This window comes from Rhodoplanes sp. SY1, assembly GCF_046000175.1.
In the GTDB taxonomy this organism is placed as follows: domain Bacteria; phylum Pseudomonadota; class Alphaproteobacteria; order Rhizobiales; family Xanthobacteraceae; genus Rhodoplanes.
Map to the genome: position 1 here is coordinate 1 of NZ_JBEOMB010000002.1, position 20899 is coordinate 20899.

The window sequence follows — 20899 nt, forward strand, 5'->3', positions numbered from 1 at the left end:
AAACGCGATAGCCCTGCCCTATGACCCACTACGTCGCCATCGTCGAGGAGGCTGGGCCGGGTACCGCCGTGGGTGTCTGGTTTCCGGACCTGCCCGGGTGCTTCTCGGGCGGCGATGATCTGGACGAGGCTCTGCGCAACGCGCCCGAGGCGGTGGCGCTCTACGCCGGGGCGCTGGCCGAGGATGGCCGCACGATGCCGCCGGCCCGCACCTTGACCGAGTTGAAGCGCGACCCCGAGGTCGCCCGCGACATCGCAGCCCACATGGTGGCGCTGGTGCCGGCGCCGGTCGCAGCCGACGCGGCTTGAAGTCGCCCTCCCCCTGACTCACTGCGCCCCTTCCCCGCCACCCGTCTGCGCTAACCATTTCATGCGAGCCTCCGGAACCGACCCCAGGGTCGCACGTTGAGTCGCGCGCAAAACCACCCGGCCGGTGTCGGCCCCAGTCCGAGTGAGCCCATGACCCGTCTTCGCGTGATGACCCGTCTTCGCGTGCTGGTCCGCCCGGCGATCCTCGCCGCGGCGCTCGTCGTCCCGTCGCTCGTAATCCCGGCCGCCCCCGCCGCGGCGGCCCTGCTGGTCCGCATCGACAAGTCGACCCAGACCATGTCGGTCGTGGCCGACGGCGCGCCGCGGTATTCCTGGCCGGTGTCGACCGGACGGGCCGGCTACGGCACGCCGAGCGGAACCTACTCGCCGCAGCGGTTGCACCGGACGTATTTCTCGAAGAAGTACTACAACTCGCCGATGCCCTACTCGATCTTCTTCCACGGCGGCTACGCGATCCACGGCTCCTACGAGATCTCGCGGCTCGGCGGCCCGGCCTCGCACGGCTGCGTGCGGCTGCACCCGTCCAATGCCGCGACCCTGTTCTCGCTGGTCAAGCAGCACGGCACCGGCGCGACCCGGATCGTCGTCACTGGCGCCGCGCCGGCCGCGGTGGCGCGGGCGCCCCGGAGGGTGGTTTCGGACGGTCCGGCAGAGGTCGTCTACGCGCCGCGGACCTATTACGCCCCGGCCCCCGCCTACGCGCCGGTCTACCGTCCGTTCGCCCCCTACGCGCCGCCGCCGTACCCGTATCAGCGCTGGTAAGGTGGTCGGGCGGGCCAGTGGGAAAGTTTGTGGACAGGCCTGTGGACAAGCCTGTGCGGAGTCTGTGGGCGAGCAGGCGACGAGCCCGGGACAGGTCCGTGGACAAACCTGTGGACAGGCCATGCACGAGCTGTGACCCCCGATTGGACAGGCATGTGCACAGCTGTGTGGAAGAGACCCGGCGAGACCTGTGAACTGGTCTGTGAATTGGTGGGGACATTCGGCGGCGCGTGAGGCTGTCGCGGGCCGCCGCGACCGGATCGTGTCGTCCCCGAGCCGCGCTCTGGCCACCGTCATGCGACCGTCACCGAGCTGATGAAATTTCTGCATTTACATATCGTTAACCATAAATCTTAAGACCCGACTGTTGATATTTCGGTCGAACTCGGCCGCACGGCTTTAGATCGTTAATGTGAATCGTGAGGATTTCGATCGAGGCCCTCGCCGGAACAGCCTCTCGATCGGCCGCGCCCGCGCCGCGCTCCCGCCCCGCGCAGCCCGGCGTCGCCGTCGTGCCGCTTGCATCGGCCCCGGCGCCGGGCCACACCAGCCGGCATGCGCGAAGGACTCCAGCCCGCCCGGCCCTCCACGGTCGCCCGCCTCGTCACCACCGAGGCGCAGGCGCGTCGCATCGCCGACCTGCTCGGCGAGAGCTTCGATCCGGAGGAAACCGCGGTGGCGGCCTACGAGATGCCGGACGAGAGGAGCTGGGGCGTCGAGGTCTATTTCGAGCACGCCCCCGACGAGGCGGCCGTTCGCGACCTGGTGGCCCTCGCCGCCGACCCGGCGACCGCGGCCGGGCTCGTCTTCGAGACGCTGTCGCAGAAGGACTGGGTCGCCGCCTCGCTGGAGGGGCTCGCCCCGGTGCCGGCCGGCCGCTTCGTCGTCCACGGCGCCCACGACCGGGCCCGGGTGTCGACCCATCGCATCGCGATCGAAATCGACGCGGCGCTCGCCTTCGGCACCGGCCATCACGGCACGACGCGCGGCTGCCTCGTGGCGCTCGACCGCCTGCTGAAGACCGACGGTCCCCGCCCGGCGCGCCGGCCCGCCGGCCACCGGCGGCGGCGCGGATCGGCCATCCTCGACATCGGCACCGGCACCGGCGTGCTGGCGATCGCGGCGGCCCGCGCGCTGCACCGGCCCGTGCTGGCGAGCGACATCGACCCGGCCGCCGTGCGGGTGGCGCGCGACAATGTGCGGCTCAACCGGGCCGGAGGCTTCGTCGCGCTGGCGATCGGCGCCGGGCTGACGGCACCGGCATTCCGCGAGCGCGGAAAAGCCCGGCTCGTCTTCGCCAACATCCTGCTCGGGCCGCTGAAAAGGCTCGCCCGGCCGATCGCGGGAGCGCTCGGGCCGGGCGGAGTCGTGATCCTGTCGGGGCTCCTGGCGTCGCAGGCGAACGCCGCCCTCGCGGCCTATCGGGCGCAGGGGCTCCGCCTCGCCGGCCGCCTCACCCTCGACGGATGGGCGACGCTGGTCCTACGCCGAGGGTGACAGGCCGCCGGCCGTGTAGCGCATCGCCCAGGCACGCGCGACGGCATCCGGGGCCTCGATGGCGCTGCCGACCACGTAGGAGTGGAAGTCCTCGTTGACGCGGCCGAAGCTCTTCACCATGGCGAGGTGATAATCGAGCACGTGCTTGGCGTTGGTGATCTGGGCTTCGTAAAAATCGGCGAAAAACGCGTAGTACGGAGCGAACGGCGAAACGGCCGCGGCTTTTTCGGGGCTGTTGTCAGTGGGCATGGCGCATGATCCTTTTTGGTCTGCGCCCTCCTGTCGGTCTCCCACCCGTGCTCAGCAGCGATTTTCTGCACTGCAGTGTTTTTTGCTGCAATGCCAACATAGGCGTGCCGCGCGACTCGCGACAGCGGGAAAACCCGGATTCGGACCCGCCTTTGTCGCAAGGGTGAAATGTTCTTTCACATGAAGAGAAGATTTCTCGCTTATTGCGAGAATTGATCAGATGCGACTAGCCAGACTTGTATTCACAGGCAGGGGGTCCGCGCGACGATCCGCGGCGATCTTGTGCGTCGCAACATGAGCCGCGAGCAACCCTCGCCGTGGCGCAGCCTGCCGCCCCCAACGGGGATATCCCCGACCCACGGCGGCGGGCTGCCCCCTCTCCGGTCGAGGATCAGTGCGTCCGACAGCTCGGCGGGTCGCCGGGCGTGGGGACGCCGGCCTGGTGGATGATCGGGCAATAATGGTTGATGACACGTTCGGCCTGGGCCATCCGGGCCCGATAGAGCGCCCGGAAGACGCGATCGAGCAAGGTCTCGTGGGGAACCGGCTTGCCGTCCGCGAGCGAACCGACGTGGTTCAAGCTGAGAATCGACATGGCGATCGTTCCTTTCGAACGACAGCCTCCCTGGTCGTCCCTGGTATCGTCTTGTTTTTCTGAAGGTTAGCTCCGCGTTCGAGCGCCGTGAAGAGGGCGTCCGACAACCGCCGCGGGGCGGGTCCGGCGCCGCGACACGAATGCTCGCGCCGGCACGGTTGCGCACCGGGCTCGTTTCGCCCCGCTCCCCGGCCGCGCATTTTCATTCAGGAGCGACATCCGGGCTGCATGGCAGCCATGCCCCCGCGCGGGAGATCGAACGCGGCGGATCGCGACAGCGGACCGCTGCGGCGATCCGCCGTCGGCATTCACGCCCGGCGGGCGGCATTGCCGCGCTGCGCCGGCCCCGATAGCTTGCCGCCATGCCCTCCCGATTCCAGAGCTTCGACGATCCGGCCGATCCGGCCGCGACACGACCGCGCCTCGCGGCGCTGCGGGCCGAGCTGACGCGCCGAGACCTCGACGGCTTCGTCGTGCCGCGCGCCGACCGCTGGCAGAACGAGTATGTCGCCCCCTGCGACGAGCGGCTCGCCTGGCTCACCGGCTTCACCGGCTCGGCCGGCGCGGCGATCGTGCTCGCCGATCGCGCCGTGCTGTTCGTCGACGGCCGCTACACCCTGCAGGCGGCCGAGCAGGTCGACCCCGACCTGTTCGAGATCGCCCATCTCACCGACACGCCGCCGTCGGACTGGATCGAGGCGAACCTGCCGGCCGGCCGCCGGCTCGGCTACGACCCGTGGCTCCACACGGTGCGGGGCGCCGAGAAGCTCGCGAGCGCCTGCGCGCAGGCCGGCGGCACGCTGGTGCCGGTCGAGACCAACCCGGTCGACGCGGTGTGGGCCGACCGGCCGGCGCCGCCGCGCGGCGCCGTGGTGATCCACGACACCCGGCATGCCGGCGAGGCCGCGACCGACAAGCTCGCCCGCCTGCGCGGCGAGCTCGCCGCCGGCCGCCTGGCCGCCCTGGTGGTCTCCGATCCGCACGCCGTCGCCTGGCTGTTCAACATCCGCGGCAGCGACGTCGCCCACACGCCGTTGCCGCTGGCGACCGCCATCGTGCCGGCCGAGGGCCGTCCGAGCCTCCATGTCGACCCGGACAAGATCGAGCCGGCGGTGCGCGAGGCGCTCTCCGGCCTCGCCGACCTGCCCGGCCCCGACGCCTTCGAGCGCGACCTCGCGCGCCTCGCCGCCACCGGCGCGACCATTCGGATCGACGACGCGACCGGCGCCGACGCCATCGCCCGCATCGTCACGGAGGCCGGCGGCCAGATCTCGCGCGGCGCCGATCCGATCGCGCTCATGAAGGCGGTGAAGAACCCGACCGAGATCGACGGCGCCCGCACGGCCCATCGCCGCGACGGCCTCGCCCTCACCCGCTTCCTCGCCTGGCTCGACGGCGCCTGCCGGGACGGCGCGGCGGACCGCATGCCGACCGAGATCGACGCCGTCGAGGCGCTGGAGCGGTTCCGCGCCGACTCGGGGATGCTCGAGGACGTGTCGTTCCCGACCATCGCGGGCGCCGGCCCGAACGGAGCCATCGTCCACTATCGGGTGACGCGCCGGACCAACCGGCGGCTGGCGTCCGGCGAGCTGTTCCTGATCGACTCCGGCGCCCAGTATGTCGACGGCACCACCGACGTGACCCGCACGGTCGCGATCGGCACGCCGAGCGACGAGATGCGCGACCGCTTCACCCGCGTGCTGAAGGGCCATGTCGCGGTCGCCCGCGCCGTCTTCCCGGACGGCACCACGGGCGCCCAGCTCGACAGCCTCGCTCGCATGTTCTTATGGTCGGCCGGGCTCGACTTCGACCACGGCACCGGCCACGGCATCGGCAGCTATCTCTCGGTGCACGAGGGGCCGGCCCGCATCTCCAAGCTCGGCACCACGCCGCTGATGCGCGGCATGATCCTGTCCGACGAGCCCGGCTACTACAAGACCGGCGCCTACGGGATCCGCATCGAAAATCTGCTGCTCGTCACCGAAGCGCCTTTCGTGCCCGGCGCCGAGAAGCCGCTGAACGCGTTCGAGACGCTGACGCTGGCACCGATCGACCTGCGGCTGGTTTCTCCATCGCTGATGAGCGCCGACGAGATCGCCTGGCTCGACGCCTATCACGCCCGCGTGCGGGAGACCCTGTCGCCCGCGCTCGATACCTCGACCCGCGACTGGCTCGCGCGAGCGACGCGGCCGGTCGCCGCATTCGCTGGAGTGACTGCATGACCACGTTCCTGATCACCGGCGCGAGCCGCGGCATCGGACTCGGCCTCGTCGAGCGGCTCGCCGCCCGCGGCGACCGCGTGCTCGCCTGCGCCCGCGATCCCGCCGCGCCCGATCTCGCGGCGGTCGCCGCCCGCCACCCGGAGCAGATCACGACACATCGGCTCGACGTCGGCGACCAGGACTCGGTGGCCCGGCTCGCCGGCAGCCTCGACGGGCAGGCAGTCGACGTGCTGGTCAACAATGCCGGCGTGCGCGGCCCGGACCGCCAGGGCGCGCTCGACATGGATTTCGACGGCTTCGCGCAGACGCTCGCCATCAACACGCTGGCGCCGCTGCGCGTCGCCCAGGCGCTGTTCCCGAACCTGCGCCGCGGCGAGCGGCCCCGCATCATCACGGTGTCGAGCATCATGGGCCAGCTCTCCGGCGGCGGCGCCGGCGACGTCGCCTATCGCACGTCGAAGGCCGCCGTGAACAAGGTGATGCAAGGGCTGGCCGCCGAGCTGCGGCCGATGGGCATCGCCGTCGCGGTCGTGCATCCGGGCTGGGTGAAGACCGACATGGGCGGCAAGGGCGCGGCCCTCACCGTCGCCCAGTCGACCCGCGGCATCGTCGGCGTGATCGACGAACTGACGATCGACAAGACCGGCGGCTTCTTCAACTACGACGGCAAGAGCCTGGAGTGGTGAGCGCGGCCGTCCCGGGGCGCGACGTGTAGTTTCGATTGAAAGCGCCCCACACTCCGCTCATGCCCGCGAAGGCGGGCATCCAGGAGCGTCGCGCCGTGTCGCCCCTGGACCCCTGCGCGGGGACGAGCGGAACTCGGGGCCGTTTCGTCACGACAGAAGCTGATCTGAAAAAAATCGGCCGGGCTCTCGCCCGGCCGCAGTGACCGACCGCGCCGAACAGCGGCGCGTCTGGCAGTCACCGTCCGGTCCCCGCCAGGAGAAGCGGTCGGCCGGACGGCGGTCGCAACAGGCGACGTCAGCTCTCGTTCCGCCCTCATCCTGAGGAGGCCGCGAAGCGGCCGTCTCGAAGGGTGAGGGCGGCCCCGGAACGGGGCCACATGGTTCGAGACGCGATCCGGAGCCTGCCCTCGGGCTGCGCGAAGCGCAGACCCGGGGGGATCGCTCCTCACCATGAGGACGAAATCAGAGGCGACGCTCCGTCCCGATCAGCTCTTCTGGCCGATCTCGAAGTTCGCCAGCATCTCCAGCGCCTTCACCATGCCGGAGTGATCCCAGGCCTTGCCGCCGTGGGCCTCGCAGGCGTTGAACAGCTCGCGCGCCGTCGCCGTGTTGGGCAGGCTCAGGCCCATCTTGCGGGCCGCGGAGAGCGCGAGGTTCAGATCTTTCTGGTGGAGCTCGATGCGGAAGCCCGGATCGAAGTTGCGCTTCACCATGCGCTCGCCGTGCACCTCGAGGATGCGCGAGTTGGCGAAGCCGCCCATCAGGGCCTGGCGCACCTTGGCAGGATCGGCGCCGGCCTTGGAGGCGAACAAGAGCGCCTCGCCGACCGCCTCGATGGTGAGCGCGACGATGATCTGGTTCGCGACCTTGCAGGTCTGGCCCGCGCCGGTGCCGCCGACCAGCGTGATGTTCTTGCCCATCAGCTCGAACAGCGGCTTCACGGTGGCGAACACGGCGTCCTTGCCGCCGACCATGATGGTGAGCGACGCCTGCTTGGCGCCGACCTCGCCGCCCGACACCGGCGCGTCGAGATACTCGCAGCCGAGCGCCTCGATCTTGGCCGCGTACTCCTTGGTCTCGACCGGCGAGATCGAGCTCATGTCGACGACGATCTTGCCCTTCGACAGGCCGGCCGCGATGCCGGCCTCGGAGAACAGCGCGGCGCCGACGTCCGGCGTGTCCGGCACCATCACGAAGATGATGTCCGACTTCTCCGCGACCTCCTTGCCGGACGCGCAGACGACGCCGCCCTTGTCGGTCAGCTCGGCCTTCGGCGGCCGCAGGTCGTACAGGAAGAGCTGGTGGCCTGCGGCGATCAGGTGGCCCGCCATCGGCGTGCCCATGATGCCCAGGCCGACGAAGCCGATCTTGCTCATGTGTCTCTCCTTCGGAGGTGCGCCGCCGGTGCTTTTCGCGCGACGCCGATGTGTGGAACGAAAGGCGGACGATGCCGGCCTCAGCCCGCCTTGAACTTGTCGCGCAGCGCCTGCGTCGCGTTGCGGAACAGGCCGAGGTCGCTGCCGACCGCGACGAAGGTGGCGCCCCACTCGAGATAGCGGCGCGCCTCGGCCTCGACGCCGGTGAGGATGCCGGCAGCCTTGCCGGCGGCGCGGGCGCGATCGAAGATGTGCCTGATCACCTCCTGCACCTGCGGATGCGCCGGGTTCGCCAGATGCCCGTAGGCGGCGGCGAGGTCGTTCGGCCCGACGAAGACGCCGTCGACGCCGTCCACGGCGGCGATCGCGTCCACGGCCTCGACGCCCTTGCGGGTCTCGATCTGCAGCAGCACCGTGATGTTGTCGTTGATGCCCGGGAAGTAGCCCTTCGGGTTCAGCGTGCCGTAGTTGTTGCTGCGCTGGGCGATGGAGACGCCGCGGATGCCCGCGGGCGGATAGCGCGTGGAGGCGACGGCGCGCTCGGCCTCCTCGACGCTCTCGATGTAGGGAATGAGGAAGTTGTGGAAGCCGACATCGAGCAGCCGCTTGAGGATCACGGGCTCGTTCCACGGCGGGCGGACGACCGGCGCCGAGACGCTGTCCTTCAGCGCCATCAGCTGCGGCACCAGCGACAGCACGTCGTTGGGCGAGTGCTCGGCGTCCAGAAGAATCCAGTCGAAGCCGGCGAGGCCGAGGATCTCGGTGGTGATCGGGCTCGCCAGCGAGGCCCAGCAGCCGATCACGGTCTTGCCGGACCGGATGTCGGCGCGGAACTGATTTGGAAAGGGACAGTAAGGGGTGCTCATCGTGGATCCGTCGGTCTTGCGGGAGTGAGGCGCCCGAGAGAGCGCATGGTTGTCTGCACGGAAAAGTCAGCGCACCAGGCAGGGCTTCTTGCGGTCGAACGTCCACCCCGGGATCAGGTACTGCATCGCGACCGCGTCGTCGCGGGCGCCGAGCCCGTGCTCCTGGTAGAGCCGGTATGCTTTTTCGACGGCGTCCATGTCGAGCGTGACGCCGAGCCCCGGCGCCGTCGGCACCGCGATCCGGCCGCCCTCGATCTGCAGCGGGTTGCGGGTGAGGAACTGGCCGTCCTGCCAGATCCAGTGCGTGTCGATCGCCGTCACGCGGCCGGGCGCCGCCGCCGCCACATGCGTGAACATGGCGAGCGACACGTCGAAATGGTTGTTGGAGTGCGAGCCCCAGGTGAGGCCGAAGTCGCGGCAGGTCTGCGCCACCCGCACCGAGCCTTGAAGAGTCCAGAAATGCGGATCGGCGAGCGGGATGTCGACCGACTGCAGCACCAGCGAGTGCACCATCTCGCGCCAGTCGGTGGCGATCATGTTGGTGGCGGTCGGCAGGCCGGTGGCGCGGCGGAACTCGGCCATCACCTCGCGGCCGGAGAAGTTGCCCTCCGAGCCGCACGGATCCTCGGCATAGGCGAGCACGTGGCCGAGGCCGCGGCACAGCCGGATCGCCTCGTCGAGATGCCAGGCGCCGTTCGGATCGAGGGTGATGCGCGCCTCGGGAAACCGCTGCTTGAGGGCCGTGACGGCCGCGACCTCCTCGTCGCCCGCGAGCACGCCGCCCTTCAGCTTGAAGTCACGAAACCCGTAACGGGCCTCGGTCGCCTCGGCGAGTCGCACCACGGCCTGCGGCGTCAGCGCCGGCTCGTGGCGGAGCTTCTGCCAGTCGGCGCCCTTGGCGGGCGGCGCCTCGTAGGGCAGCGGCGTCTTGTTGCGGTCGCCGACATAGAACAGATAGCCCAGCACCTCGACGGCGTCGCGCTGCTGGCCCTCGCCGAGCAGCGCCGCCACCGGTACGCCGAGATGCTGGCCGAGCAGATCGAGCAGCGCCGACTCCAGCGCCGTGACGGCGTGGATGGTGACGCGCAGATCGAAGGTCTGGAAGCCGCGGCCGCCGGCGTCGCGCGTCGCGAAGGTTTTTCGCACGCCGTTGAGGATCGCGTTGTAGGCGCCGATCGGCTGGCCGACGACGAGCGGCGTCGCGTCCTCCAGCGTCTTGCGGATCGCCTCGCCGCCCGGCACCTCGCCGACGCCGGTGTGGCCCGACGAGTCTGTCATGATCACGAGGTTGCGGGTGAAGAACGGCCCGTGCGCGCCGCTGAGGTTCAGCAGCATGCTGTCGCGGCCGGCGACCGGCACGACCCGCAGCCCGGTGACGACCGGGGTGCCTTTCACGGCGGTGCCCTGCGCGGTGGCCGCATCCTTGGTGGTCATGGCGTCGTCTCTCTCCTGCGCAGCGCCACTCTTTGACGCGCGTCTCGTTCGATTCCCGTCATTCCGGGGCGCGGACCGTGAGGTCCGCGAACCCGGAATCCAGCGACACACGTCGACATCCGGTCTGGATTCCGGGTTCGCCGCTGCGCGGCGCCCCGGAATGACCAAGACCCCGTGGCTCCTCTCGATCTCACTCGATCGAGATCTTCCCCACCTCGATGACCTGCTTCCAGCGGGCGAGCTCCTGCACCAGGAAGGCGCGGAACTCGTCCGGCGTGTTGGCGACGATCTCGAAGCCGAGCTCCTCCATGCGCGGGCGCACGTCGGGCGCGTTGAGCGACGCGACGATCTCGCCGTGCAGCTTGGACTTCACGTCGGCCGGCAGCCCCTTGGGCGCGGCGATCGCCTGCCACGAGAACACGTCGGCCCCCGACACGCCCGCCTCCGACAGCGTCGGCACGTTCGGCAGGAGCGGCGAGCGCTTGTCGCCAGTCACGGCGAGCACCTTCAGGTTGCCGCCCTTGATCTGGCTGATCACCGCGTTGATGTTCTGGAACGACACGTCGACGTGGCCGGCGACGAGGTCGCTGATCGCCGGCGCGCCGCCGCGATACGGCACGTGCAGGCCCGTGGTGCCGGTCTTCTGCCAGAACAACGCCGCGGTGAGATGATCGGACGAGCCGGCGCCCGAGCTCGCGAAGGAGATCTTGCCGGGCTTCTTCTTCAGCTCGGCGACCAGCTCGTCGACCGTGTTGGCCGGGAACTTCGGGTTGGCGACCAGCACGTTCGGGGCGCGCACCGCGACGGTCAGAAGATCGAAGTCCTTGAGCGGATCGTATTGCAGCTTCGGCTGCAGGAATGGGTTGGTCGCGTAGACGCCGATCGAGGCGACCAGGATGGTGTAGCCGTCCGGCTGGGCGCGGGCGACCGAGGTCGCCCCGATGGCGCCCGTGGCGCCCGAACGGTTCTCGACCACGAAGGGCTGCCCGAGCCGCTCGTTCAGCTTCTGGCCGACCTGGCGGGCGACCATGTCGGTCGAGCCGCCGGGCGGGAACGGCACCACCACGGTGACGGCCTTGTCGGGCCACGCCGCGAAGGCCGGCGCGGGGAAGAGAGCGAGCGTCGCACCGCCGCCCGCGAGCGCGAGCAGCGTGCGGCGGCTGAGGTCTGTCGTCATATCGCGTTTCTCCCGGGGGTTTTTTAGGCTGGAAGGTGCTGCTGTTGTTCTCGTTGAAGTCGTCGGGTCGATCGCCGTCGGGTCGATGGCATCTAGTTGATGGTCGTCGAGTTTGTGGTCGTCACGTCACCGGCGCGGGGTTGAAGACGGCGAGCGCGTTGTGCAAGCCCCATTGGTCGGACCACGGTTTCTTGCGGCCTGAGGCGACGTCGAGGATCAGGTGGAACAGCTCCCAGCCGATCTCCTCGATGGTCTTCTCGCCAGTCGCGATGCGCCCGGCGTCGATGTCGATCAGGTCGTGCCAGCGCGCCGAGAGGTCCTTGGTGGTCGCCATCTTGATCACCGGCACGGCGGCGAGGCCGTAGGGTGTGCCGCGACCCGTGGTGAACACCTGCAGCGTAATGCCGGAGGCGAGCTGCATGGTGCCGCAGACGAAGTCGGAGGCCGGCGTCGCCGCGAAGATCAGGCCCCTGGTGGTCGCCTTCTCGCCCGGCGCCAGCACGGCCGAGATCGGGCTGGTGCCCGACTTGGCGATTGAGCCGAGCGCCTTCTCGACGATGTTGGCGAGGCCACCCTTCTTGTTGCCCGGCGATGGATTGGCGCTGCGGTCGGTCTCGCCGGCGGCGAGATAGCGGTCGTACCACGCCATCTCGCGGATCAGGGCGCGGCCGATCTCCGGCGTCCTGCAACGCGGCGTGAGCAGATGCACGGCGTCGCGCACCTCGGTCACCTCGGAGAACATCACGGTGGCGCCGGCCCGCACCAGCAGGTCCGAGCAGAAGCCGACCGCCGGGTTCGCCGTGATGCCCGAGAAGGCGTCGGAGCCGCCGCACTGCGTGCCGACGACCAGCTCGGATGCCGGCACCGGCTCGCGCCGGCGACCGTTCAGCGTCTTCAGATGCGTCTCGGCCGCTGCGAGGATCGCGTCGACCATCGCGCCGAAACCGGTGAAGCGCTCGTCCTGCATGCGGACGATCGTGTCGTCCGCCGCGCCCTCGTAAGCCTCGGGCACGAGCCGCTCCGGCTGCAACTTCTCGCAGCCGAGCGAGATCACCATGATCTCGCCGCCGAAGTTCGGGTTGAGCGCGATGTTCTGCAGCGCCCGGATCGGCACCACGGCGGCCGGCGCATTGATGGCGACGCCGCAGCCGTAGAGATGATTGAGCCCGACCACGTCGTCGACATTCGGGTAGCGCGGCAGCAGGCGCTCCTTGATCAGCCGCACCACGTAATCGACCGTGCCGGCGACGCAGTGGACGCTGCTGGAGATGCCGAGGATGTTGCGGGTGCCGACCGAGCCGTCCGGATTGCGGTAGCCGTCGAACGTGAAGCCCTCGAGCGGCGGCAGATCGGGCGGCACGCGGGTGGCGAGCGGCAGCTTCTCCAGCGCGGGCGGCTGTGGGAGCAGCAGGGCGAACTCGTCGATCCACGCGCCTTTCGGCAGCGCGCGGTCGGCGGTGCCGATCACCTCGCCGTAGCGGCGCACGATGCCGCCCTCGGGGATGTCTTCGAGCGCCACCTTGTGGCCCTGCGGGACGTGATCGACGAGGGTGAGCCCGTCGTCGAACACGGTGCCGGCCGGCAGCCCGCCGGAGGTGGCGACGATCGCGGCGTTGTCGTCGGCATGCACCTTGATGCGGAGCGGCTTGGTCCGGGTCGCGGCTTCGGTGGTCATGGGCTCGACTCCGTGGCGAACGAGCGGCGAACGCGGCCTGCTGGATCGGCCAGCAGGAAAACATCTGTCGTCGTATGATTGGAGCGGCGACGGGACGGCTTGGCAAACAAGTGCCGCAACGAGGATGAGGCCTCAATCCGAAATATTACTGAATTCTCGCCCGTGATGGAAGAGGCCGCTTGCGTCCTTTTTCATAAGACGTATGATGACTGAGCCCACCACTCCCGGTCGGGTGACCGAGTCAGCCCATGTCCACCATCGACCCCGCTCCACCCTGCGACACGCCCGCTCCCACGGTCGAGCGCACCCGCCGGCCGAACCTCGCCGAGACGGTGGTGCGCACGCTGGGCGAACGGATCCGCGGCGGCGTCTACCGGGTCGGCGGCAAGCTGCCCACCGAGCCCGAGCTGATGGCGGAGCTGCGGGTCAGCCGCACCGTGGTGCGCGAGGCGATGTCGCGCCTGCAGGCGAGCGGCCTCGTCGCCACCCGGCACGGCGTCGGCACCTTCGTGTGCGAGAGCCCGGCAGGGCCGGTGCAGATCGGCACCGTCGTCACGGTGCAGGACGTGCTCGCCATGCTGGAGCTGCGCATCAGCCTGGAGACCGAGGCGGCGGCGCTGGCGGCGCGCCGACGCGGCGACGAGCACCTCGCCGAGATGCAGCGCGCCATCGATGCGTTCGAGGCCGAGATCAGCGCCGGTCGCAACGGCGTCGACCCCGACTTCCGCTTCCACATGCAGATCGCGCTCGCCACCGGCAACCGCTTCTTCGAGACGATCTTCCGCCAGCTCGGCACGGCGACGATCCCCCGCACCCGGATCGACACCTCGACGCTCGCCGCCGAGACGGCCGAGTCCTACCTGTCGCGCACCAACCGCGAGCACGAGGCGATCCTCGACGCGATCCGCCGCCGCGACGCCGAATCGGCCCGCGCCGGCATGCGCATGCACCTCGCCAACAGCCGCGAGCGGGTGCGCCGGGCGAGCGAGGCGGCAGCGGAGCGGCCGCCGGGCTCCGGCGGCCCGTCCGGCACGGCGCCCTGACTCACTTGGATACCATTCTCGAGTGATGATCACGGGCGTTTGATCGTGGGATCCCACTGCGGACAAATCCCGCGACGCGAAGCGGCGTAGAGTGCCACCCTGAGGAAACGCATCCGAGAGACCAAGACGGAGGTGCAGACACCACCGGGAGGTTTCGATGGCGACCTATCAGATCCGCTTCTTCAAGCGGCTGCTCAGCTCGGACGGTCACCCGTTCTGCTGTCTGCAGGACCGGCTCGAGGTGAGGAACGCGGACACCCCCGAATGCGCGGTCGCGCGGGCCGAGCGCCGCTACGAGCGGCTCAAGAACGTCTCGCAGTGGGACCGCTGGGCCGATGTCGTCGAAGTATCCGAAGTCGTGCGTCGCAGCCCGGCCCGCCGGCGGATCGGCGGCCGCGCGGGGTGATTCCGTCAAACCGTCGAGCGATGGGATCGACTCGCCCCTCATGGTGAGGCGCGCTCCGAAGGAGTGCGCCTCGACCATGTTCGCGCGCCTCCCGTGGTGCCGGAGCGTGAGGCCGGTCGCGCGGGCTATTCCGCGATGATCCGCTCCGGCACGGCCTGGTAGGCGTCGGCGTGCTGCACGGCGGCGGGGCGCGCCTTGGTGCCCGGCATCACCTCGAAGCGCGGATCGAAGTCCACCATCGTCGCGGCGAGCTTGGCCAGCACGCTCGGGTCGCCCTGCACCTTCGCGGTGCCGTCGGCGATCTGGGCCTCCAGGGTCTTGGCTCCCATCATGGTCTGCTCGAGGGCGGAGCGATCGATGGTCAGCGTCAGGTCCGGCTTGTCGGCCTGGAAGCCGGCGATGCTGGTGAGGGTGGCGTTCTCCAGCTCGACGACGAATTTTTCGCCGGTGTCGGGCGTGACCAGATTGATGGTGAAGCGCAGCCCCTCCGCCTTGCGGCTGTCCATGCGGATCGCCAGGAAGTTCAGGAACAGCTCCGTCGACATCGCCCGGATCACGTCCGGGCTCGAGGAGTTCGCCGCCTCGCCGGTGGGGATGCCGGTTCGCAGCTCGTAGGCGCCGGACAGGAAGCTGTTGCGCAGCCCCGGGTTCTCCTGCTGGTAGCCGATCTGCTCGAAGATGTCGGCGAGCAGATCCTTGGCGGCTCGGTTCCCCGGCTCCGCCTGGACGAGCTTGTTGACGATCTCCTGCGCCAGCAGATAACGCCCCTCGTCGTGCAGCTGGCGGCCGCGCGCCAAAATCTTGTCGGCCCCGCCCATCATCTCGACGTAGAGCGGCGCGCTGTCGGACGGCGACAGCGGGATCAGGGTCGTCGGGTTGCAGTCCCAGAAGCCGAGAAAGCGCTGCACGACGCCGCGGGCATTGTGCTGGGCCGAGCCGTGATAGCCGCGGCACTCCCACTTCTGCTGCAGGCTCTTCGGCAGTTCGTAGACATTGTGGATCTGATTGATCGTGACGCCCTGATTGGCGAGATGCAGAACCTGGTTGTTCATGTGGGCGTAGAGGTCGCGCTGTGCCCGCAGCACCTCCTGGATGCGCGCATTGCCCCAGCGCGGCCAGTGATGCGAGGCGAACATCACCTCGGCCTCGACGCCGAAGCGATACAGCGCCTCCGCGATGTATTTCGACCAGTTCAGCGGATCGCGCACCTGGGCGCCGCGCAGCGTGTAGATGTTGTGCAGTGTCGCCGTGACGTTCTCGGCCATCCACAGCGCCTTCAGATCGGGGATGTAGGTGTTCATCTCCCGCGGCGCTTCGGTGTTGGGGGTGTTCTGGAAGATCATCCGCACCCCGTCGACCTCGATCTCCTCGATCGGCTTCTCGACGAAGCGAGTCGGTGCGATCAGCCCGACCGTGCCGGCCGAGACGCGCTGCCCGAGCCCCTGGCTGACGAAGCCGTGCGGCGCCACCGGCAGGAGCAGCCCGTACTGATAGAACAGCCGCCGGTTCATGGCGTTGCCGGCATAGACGTTCTCGGCCACCGTGTGGGCCATGAAGTCGACCGGGGCGATGATCGGCACCTTGCCGGAGCGCACGTCAGCCTCGTCCAGAATGCCGCGCACCCCGCCCCAGTGGTCGCCGTGGGTGTGCGAGTAGATGACAGCCGAGATCGGCAGGCCTTGTCCGACATGCTGCTGGAACAGTGTCCACGCCGCCCGCGCCGTCTCGGCGCTGACCAGCGGATCGAAGACGATCCAGCCGGTCTTGCCGCGCACCATCGTCAGATCCGAGAGGTCGAAGCCGCGCACCTGGTAGATGCCGGGGACGACCTCGTAGAGCCCGTAATTGTTGTTCAGCCGCGCGATGCGCAGCAGCGACGGATGGATGCTGTCGAACTCGCCGGGCGTGTCGAGAAACCGGAACTGCTCCATGTCCCAGGCGACATGGCCGCCGTCGGCCATGATCGTCATGTCCTTCATCGGCGCGATCAGGCCGCGCTTCTGCTCCTCGAGGTCGCGCGTGTCGGCGAAGGGCAGCCCGTCGCGCGCCCGTTTCAAGACTTCGGCGGTGTGGCGCGACGGCGCCTTGCCCTTGGGATGGAAATGGCCGGCGGCCGGCTGGCTCTGGGTCTGAGCCTGGGCGGGCCGGTCGCCCGTCGCCAGGCTGCCGGCGACACAGAACGCGGCACCGAGCGCCGGCACCGCCTGAACGAAGTCGCGTCGCGTGGTCATGTCGGGCACTCGCAATGGCAGGGGGACGAAACCTGCGGAGGTATCCGACGACAGTCCAGACACGTGCGTGTGAGGGGGAGGCCGCGGCGGGCGCGGTCCTGAGACGAGTCAGTGCGGTTCTTTATGGGCGATGACGGCCCTCCTCCTGGGTCCCGGTCACGGCGCTCTGCGCCGCGCCCGGGACACGAGGCTGTGTGTCTCGCGAAGACGCCGCAAGTTCAGCGATTATAGACCGGCACCGGCCCGCGGAAAGCGTCCCACACCGCGTCACAGGCTGCGACCGTCTCGGGGCTCAGCGGGCCTTCGCGGCAGGCGGCGAGGTTCTGGTCGAGCTGGTCGGGGCGCGAGGCGCCGAGGATCAGGCCGTCGGCGGCGGTGTGGTGCAGCACCCAGGCGAAGGCGAGGCTCACCAGCGAGCGGCCGGCCTCGGCGGCGATCGCCTTCAGCCGCTCCACGGCCTCGAAGGTCCGCGGGTGCCAGTAGCGGTCGGCGTAGAGCGACTTGCCCCAGAACGCCGTGTCGAAGCGCCCGCCCGCCGTCACCGCTTTCGGGTCGTGCTTGCCGGTGAGCAGGCCGCCGGCGAGCGGATTGTAGACGAAGCTCGACACGCCGAGGCGCTTCGCCATCGGCAGGTACTCCTGCTCGATGCCGCGCGCCACCAGCGAATACATCGGCTGCGACACGGCCGGCGGCCGCCAGCCGTTCTTCTCCGACAGCCAGAACATCTCGCAGACCTGCCAGGCCGCGTAGTTCGACGTCGCCACGTAACGCACCTTGCCGGCCTTCACCAGCGCGTCCATGGCCGCGAGGCTCTCCTCGATCGGCACGGCCGGATCGGGCTGGTGCAGGTAGTAGAGGTCCACGTAATCGGTGCGAAGCCGCGTCAGGCTCTCGTCGATCTGGCGCAGGATGGCGGCGCGCGACAGCCCCTGCTGGTCGGCGCCTTCGCCCATCTTGTGCTGCACCTTGGTGGCGAGCACCACGTCCTTGCGCCGCGCCCCCAGCGCCCGTCCGAGGATCTCCTCGGACCCGCCGAGCTGATAGGCGTTCGCCGTGTCGAAGAAGTCGATCCCCGCGTCGAGGCAGCGCGCCACCATGCGGTCGGCGGTCGGCTGGTCGACCGGCTTGCCGAACGTCATGGTGCCGAAGCACAGGCGCGAGACGGTGAGATCGGTGTGGGGAAGCGAGCGGCGGTCCATCGCGATTGCCTTTCCGAAATGCCGCCTCTCCTTGCCGCCGCGACGGCGCGAACGCAATGGCGGCGGACGCAACGGCTGATGGACGCCCGGCGCGGATCGGCCCGGTCGCAGCCCAGACGTGCAGCGCTGCGCCTTTGCCGCCGCCGTGTTCGGGCGTTAGGAAAGGTCTGCCCATCCCTCACGTATCAACGAGTCCCGCCGTGCCCGCATCGTCCTCGCCGCTCTCCGCCGTTCCGACCACCCTCCTGCCCTCCGGCGAGGCCGTGCCGGTGCTGGGGCTCGGGACTTGGGGGATGGGCGAGGGATCGCGGTCGCCGGCACAGGAGGTGGCGGCGCTGCAGCTCGGCATCGACCTCGGCATGACGCTGATCGACACGGCCGAGATGTATGCCGACGGCGGCGCCGAGGAGGTGGTGGCGCGCGCCGTCGCGGGCCGACGCGACACGGTCTTCGTGGTGGACAAGGTGCTGCCCGGGAATGCCTCGCGGACCGGCACCATAAAAGCCTGCGAGGCGAGCCTGAATCGGCTCGGCACCGACCGGATCGACCTCTATCTGCTGCACTGGCGCGGCGGCGTGCCGTTCGCGGAGACCGTCGCGGCGTTCGAGACGCTGCAACGCGCCGGAAAGATCCGCCACTGGGGTGTCAGCAATCTCGACACCGACGACATGGAGGAGCTCTTCGCCGTTCCCGGCGGCAACGCGGTGGCGACCAATCAGGTGCTGTACAATCCGACGCGGCGCGGCATCGAGTTCGATCTCCTGCCCTGGTGCGAGCAGCACAACATCCCGGTGATGGCCTACTCGCCGATCGAGCAGGGCCGCGTGCTGAAGCATCGCACGCTGGTCTCGATCGCGGCGCGCCACGGCGCCACGCCCGCCCAGGTGGCGCTCGCCTTCGCGCTGCGCCGACCCGGCACCATCGCCATCCCGCGCGCCGGCAACGCGACACACGTGCGCGAGAATCGCGGCGCCCTCGACCTGACCCTCGACACCCAGGACCTCGCCGCGCTCGATCGCGCCTTTCCGCCACCGGTTCGCAAGACGGCGCTGGAGATGCTGTGAAAAATCGGCGCCTGTGAGAAATCGTCGGCTCTGCTGCGCTGCGGCACGTTGATGCCGCAATTGGCGGCGACAGGTCCGCGGGGCGGCCGCCCCACCCGGCCGGGGCGTCGTCTCGATCCGAGGTCCCAACGACGTGTCGGCGGGTGGTGGCGGCCGCCGTGAATCCCCGACCGCGATCGGCTATCCTGGCGTGCGCGATCGGGCCGTGCACCCGATCGGCGAGCACGGGCATTCTGCTCGGCGCGACCTTCGACGCGGAGGGACGGGCCGGAGCGACGACGGGGACGCGACCGCGACCATGCTGAGCAAGAAGGAGCGGGTGGCCGCCGTGTCGGTCGCCGCGAGCGGCACGCTCGCCTGCGCCAAGTTCGTCATCGGCGTCGCGATCGGCAGCCTCGCGCTGATCTCCGACGCCCTTCATAGCCTGATCGATCTCGGCGCCACCCTCGTCACCTGGTACGCGGTGCGGGTCTCCGACAGGCCGCCGGACGCCAGCCATCACTACGGCCACGGCAAGGTCGAAAGCCTCGCCGCGCTCGCCGAGACGGCGCTCCTGTTCCTGCTCGCCGGCGGCGTCGCCGTGGAGGCCGTGCAGCGCCTGCGCGAGGGCGGCAGCGCGCCGACCTTCTCGCTCCTGCCCTTCGGCGTGCTGGCGATCGAGATGGTCGTCAACGGCTGGCGCGCCCACGTGCTCAAGAAGACAGCGCGCGAAACCGGCAGCCAGGCCCTGGAGGCCGACTCGCTCCACTTCGCCTCCGACATGTACGGCTCGGTCGCGGTGATCATCGGGCTCGGGCTGGCGGCGTACGGCTACGGCTGGGGCGACGCGGCCGCCGCGCTCGTCGTCGCCGTCATCATCGCGGTGCTCGGCCTGCGCATGAGCCGCCGCACCATCGAGGCGCTGATGGACGCCGCCCCGCCCGGCGTGCGCGACCGGGTGTCGCGTGTAGTGTCGGGCGTCGCCGGCGTCGTGCGGGTCGAGCGGCTGCGGGTCCGCACCGTCGGCCCGCGGCATTTCGTCGACCTCGCGATCGCGGTGCCGCGCACGCTGCCGCTCGATCGCGTCGCCGCCCTCAAGGGCGTGCTGCAGGACGCCATCGCCGCGACGCTCGGCGACGCCGACGCCGACGTGACGATCACGACGACGCCGGTCGCGCTCGACGACGAGTCGGTGCAGGAGCGCATCATGGTGATCGCCCGCAACCGCGGGCTCGCCGTCCATCACCTCACCGTGCAGGCGATCGGCGAGCGGCTCGCGGTGGCGCTCGACATCGAGGTCGACGGCGACATGCCGATGGGCGCCGCCCACGAGATCGCGAGCGCGCTGGAGGACGCCGTCGCGGCCGAGCTCGGCCCCTCGGTCGAGGTCGAGACCCATATCGAGCCGCTGCAGGCGCCCAACATTCCGGGCCGCGAGGCGACGCCCGACCGGGTCGCCGCGCTCGCGCGCACCCTGTCCGACCTCGCCCGCGAGCACGAGCCGCTGCGCAACGTCCACGACGTGCGGGTGCGCGAGACACCCGAGGGCGAGATCGTGGTGTTCCACTGCCACATCGACCCGGCCCGCAGCGTCATCGACGTGCACGAGGCGGTCGACGCGCTGGAGCGCGACCTGCGCCGGCGCTTCCCGGAGATCCGCCGCGCCATCGGTCACGCCGAGCCGCGCACCGCCGACGCGTCGATCCCGGCCGGCGCGCCGGCGGGGTAGCTCGGCCGGCGGTGGACAAACGCGCCGCGCCGGGCTCTTCTGCGGCCCGAGAAAAACGGAGTCGACGGACAGGATGGCCGAGAAGAAGCAAGTCGAGGTCGCGACGCTCAGCTTCGAGCGGGCGCTCGAAGAGCTCGAGAGCATCGTCGAGCGCCTGGAGAGCGGCAACGTGCCGCTGGAGGAATCGGTCGCGATCTACGAGCGCGGCGAGAGCCTGAAGCGGCGCTGCGAGGAGCTGCTGACCCAGGCCGAGGCGCGCGTGCAGAAGATCACGCTCGATGCCGCCGGCAAGCCGAAGGGCACCGAACCGCTTGACGTCGGGTGATGCACCCGCATCACTCGAAGCACCCCGCGTAAAAAACGCCTCGTACCCCCGGAGG

General features: G+C 69.9%; 19 protein-coding genes. 10 read left to right on the forward strand and 9 right to left on the reverse strand.

The features are described 5' to 3' along the window. Nucleotides 1–20 precede the first annotated feature (20 nt). The 3 genes from ABTU92_RS00325 to ABTU92_RS00335 all read left to right on the forward strand — a co-directional run bounded on the left by ABTU92_RS00325 (nt 21) and on the right by ABTU92_RS00335 (nt 2588). Nucleotides 21–308 carry a type II toxin-antitoxin system HicB family antitoxin gene (locus ABTU92_RS00325; RefSeq protein ID WP_408086519.1) on the forward strand — a complete coding sequence of 96 codons (288 nt, stop codon included), beginning with the start codon at nt 21–23 and terminating at the stop codon, nt 306–308. Between the two features lie 150 nt (nt 309–458). After that, a complete protein-coding gene (locus ABTU92_RS00330) occupies nt 459–1091 on the forward strand; it encodes a L,D-transpeptidase (protein WP_408086521.1) in 633 nt (210 codons plus the stop codon). A gap of 555 nt (nt 1092–1646) precedes the next feature. After that, nucleotides 1647–2588 (forward strand): 50S ribosomal protein L11 methyltransferase, encoded by a 942-nt coding sequence (locus ABTU92_RS00335; protein WP_408086523.1) that lies wholly within the window; start codon nt 1647–1649, stop codon nt 2586–2588. Here ABTU92_RS00335 and ABTU92_RS00340 read toward each other — a convergent pair. Then, nucleotides 2574–2837 (reverse strand): hypothetical protein, encoded by a 264-nt coding sequence (locus ABTU92_RS00340; RefSeq protein WP_111355974.1) that lies wholly within the window; start codon nt 2835–2837, stop codon nt 2574–2576. The two genes, ABTU92_RS00335 and ABTU92_RS00340, sit on opposite strands and share 15 nt — an antisense overlap. 391 nt (nt 2838–3228) lie before the next feature. Beyond that, nucleotides 3229–3432: a hypothetical protein gene (locus ABTU92_RS00345; RefSeq protein ID WP_408086526.1), complete on the reverse strand. Its 204-nt coding sequence runs from the start codon at nt 3430–3432 to the stop codon at nt 3229–3231. Nucleotides 3433–3794: 362 nt separating this feature from the next. Between ABTU92_RS00345 and ABTU92_RS00350 the strand changes: the two genes are divergently transcribed. Both ABTU92_RS00350 and ABTU92_RS00355 read left to right on the forward strand, forming a co-directional pair. Then, nucleotides 3795–5654, forward strand: coding sequence for an aminopeptidase P family protein (locus ABTU92_RS00350; protein ID WP_408086528.1), 1860 nt, complete (start codon nt 3795–3797; stop codon nt 5652–5654). Then, nucleotides 5651–6340 carry an SDR family oxidoreductase gene (locus tag ABTU92_RS00355; protein ID WP_408086530.1) on the forward strand — a complete coding sequence of 230 codons (690 nt, stop codon included), beginning with the start codon at nt 5651–5653 and terminating at the stop codon, nt 6338–6340. The genes ABTU92_RS00350 and ABTU92_RS00355 overlap by 4 nt, the downstream gene beginning before the upstream one ends. A gap of 485 nt (nt 6341–6825) precedes the next feature. On the opposite strand, the gene ABTU92_RS00360 is transcribed toward ABTU92_RS00355, so the two are convergent. The 5 genes from ABTU92_RS00360 to garD form a co-directional block, all read right to left on the reverse strand. Next, on the reverse strand, nt 6826–7887 hold the full coding sequence (locus tag ABTU92_RS00360) for a 2-hydroxy-3-oxopropionate reductase (RefSeq protein WP_408086532.1): 1062 nt from the start codon (nt 7885–7887) through the stop codon (nt 6826–6828). Then, a complete protein-coding gene (garL, locus tag ABTU92_RS00365) occupies nt 7797–8582 on the reverse strand; it encodes a 2-dehydro-3-deoxyglucarate aldolase (protein ID WP_408086534.1) in 786 nt (261 codons plus the stop codon). Before garL ends, ABTU92_RS00360 begins: the two co-directional genes overlap by 91 nt. A 66-nt stretch (nt 8583–8648) precedes the next feature. Continuing rightward, complete coding sequence (gene gudD / locus ABTU92_RS00370; protein ID WP_408086536.1) at nt 8649–10016, reverse strand: glucarate dehydratase; 1368 nt, start codon at nt 10014–10016, stop codon at nt 8649–8651. A gap of 190 nt (nt 10017–10206) precedes the next feature. Then, nucleotides 10207–11193, reverse strand: a complete 987-nt coding sequence (locus ABTU92_RS00375) for a Bug family tripartite tricarboxylate transporter substrate binding protein (protein ID WP_408086538.1) — start codon at nt 11191–11193, stop codon at nt 10207–10209. A 121-nt stretch (nt 11194–11314) separates the two neighbouring features. Further along, a complete protein-coding gene (garD, locus tag ABTU92_RS00380; protein WP_408086540.1) occupies nt 11315–12868 on the reverse strand; it encodes a galactarate dehydratase in 1554 nt (517 codons plus the stop codon). A 248-nt stretch (nt 12869–13116) separates the two neighbouring features. Between garD and ABTU92_RS00385 the strand changes: the two genes are divergently transcribed. Continuing rightward, entirely contained in the window at nt 13117–13911 is a 795-nt protein-coding gene (locus ABTU92_RS00385; RefSeq protein WP_408086542.1) for a FadR/GntR family transcriptional regulator, read from the forward strand. A gap of 157 nt (nt 13912–14068) precedes the next feature. Then, entirely contained in the window at nt 14069–14317 is a 249-nt protein-coding gene (locus ABTU92_RS00390) for a hypothetical protein (protein ID WP_408086544.1), read from the forward strand. A gap of 125 nt (nt 14318–14442) precedes the next feature. On the opposite strand, the gene ABTU92_RS00395 is transcribed toward ABTU92_RS00390, so the two are convergent. Then, entirely contained in the window at nt 14443–16548 is a 2106-nt protein-coding gene (locus ABTU92_RS00395; RefSeq protein ID WP_408086546.1) for an alkyl/aryl-sulfatase, read from the reverse strand. A 218-nt stretch (nt 16549–16766) separates the two neighbouring features. Further along, nucleotides 16767–17747 carry an aldo/keto reductase gene (locus ABTU92_RS00400; protein WP_408086548.1) on the reverse strand — a complete coding sequence of 327 codons (981 nt, stop codon included), beginning with the start codon at nt 17745–17747 and terminating at the stop codon, nt 16767–16769. Between the two features lie 200 nt (nt 17748–17947). On the opposite strand from ABTU92_RS00400, the gene ABTU92_RS00405 reads away from it, so the two are divergent. The 3 genes from ABTU92_RS00405 to ABTU92_RS00415 all read left to right on the forward strand — a co-directional run bounded on the left by ABTU92_RS00405 (nt 17948) and on the right by ABTU92_RS00415 (nt 20844). Further along, nucleotides 17948–18811, forward strand: coding sequence for an aldo/keto reductase (locus tag ABTU92_RS00405; protein ID WP_408086550.1), 864 nt, complete (start codon nt 17948–17950; stop codon nt 18809–18811). Nucleotides 18812–19109: 298 nt separating this feature from the next. Continuing rightward, a complete protein-coding gene (locus ABTU92_RS00410) occupies nt 19110–20519 on the forward strand; it encodes a cation diffusion facilitator family transporter (protein ID WP_408086552.1) in 1410 nt (469 codons plus the stop codon). Between the two features lie 73 nt (nt 20520–20592). Beyond that, entirely contained in the window at nt 20593–20844 is a 252-nt protein-coding gene (locus ABTU92_RS00415) for an exodeoxyribonuclease VII small subunit (protein ID WP_408086554.1), read from the forward strand. The last annotated feature ends 55 nt before the right edge of the window (nt 20845–20899 follow it).

Bases quoted from the DNA above. Each gene is read 5' to 3' on its own strand.
- ABTU92_RS00325 (WP_408086519.1), top strand. From the start codon at position 21: ATGACCCACTACGTCGCCATCGTCGAGGAGGCTGGGCCGGGTACCGCC.
- ABTU92_RS00330 (WP_408086521.1), top strand. From the start codon at position 459: ATGACCCGTCTTCGCGTGATGACCCGTCTTCGCGTGCTGGTCCGCCCG.
- ABTU92_RS00335 (WP_408086523.1), top strand. From the start codon at position 1,647: ATGCGCGAAGGACTCCAGCCCGCCCGGCCCTCCACGGTCGCCCGCCTC.
- ABTU92_RS00340 (WP_111355974.1), bottom strand. From the start codon at position 2,837: ATGCCCACTGACAACAGCCCCGAAAAAGCCGCGGCCGTTTCGCCGTTC.
- ABTU92_RS00345 (WP_408086526.1), bottom strand. From the start codon at position 3,432: ATGTCGATTCTCAGCTTGAACCACGTCGGTTCGCTCGCGGACGGCAAG.
- ABTU92_RS00350 (WP_408086528.1), top strand. From the start codon at position 3,795: ATGCCCTCCCGATTCCAGAGCTTCGACGATCCGGCCGATCCGGCCGCG.
- ABTU92_RS00355 (WP_408086530.1), top strand. From the start codon at position 5,651: ATGACCACGTTCCTGATCACCGGCGCGAGCCGCGGCATCGGACTCGGC.
- garL (WP_408086534.1), bottom strand. From the start codon at position 8,582: ATGAGCACCCCTTACTGTCCCTTTCCAAATCAGTTCCGCGCCGACATC.
- gudD (WP_408086536.1), bottom strand. From the start codon at position 10,016: ATGACCACCAAGGATGCGGCCACCGCGCAGGGCACCGCCGTGAAAGGC.
- ABTU92_RS00375 (WP_408086538.1), bottom strand. From the start codon at position 11,193: ATGACGACAGACCTCAGCCGCCGCACGCTGCTCGCGCTCGCGGGCGGC.
- garD (WP_408086540.1), bottom strand. From the start codon at position 12,868: ATGACCACCGAAGCCGCGACCCGGACCAAGCCGCTCCGCATCAAGGTG.
- ABTU92_RS00385 (WP_408086542.1), top strand. From the start codon at position 13,117: ATGTCCACCATCGACCCCGCTCCACCCTGCGACACGCCCGCTCCCACG.
- ABTU92_RS00390 (WP_408086544.1), top strand. From the start codon at position 14,069: ATGGCGACCTATCAGATCCGCTTCTTCAAGCGGCTGCTCAGCTCGGAC.
- ABTU92_RS00395 (WP_408086546.1), bottom strand. From the start codon at position 16,548: ATGACCACGCGACGCGACTTCGTTCAGGCGGTGCCGGCGCTCGGTGCC.
- ABTU92_RS00400 (WP_408086548.1), bottom strand. From the start codon at position 17,747: ATGGACCGCCGCTCGCTTCCCCACACCGATCTCACCGTCTCGCGCCTG.
- ABTU92_RS00410 (WP_408086552.1), top strand. From the start codon at position 19,110: ATGCTGAGCAAGAAGGAGCGGGTGGCCGCCGTGTCGGTCGCCGCGAGC.
- ABTU92_RS00415 (WP_408086554.1), top strand. From the start codon at position 20,593: ATGGCCGAGAAGAAGCAAGTCGAGGTCGCGACGCTCAGCTTCGAGCGG.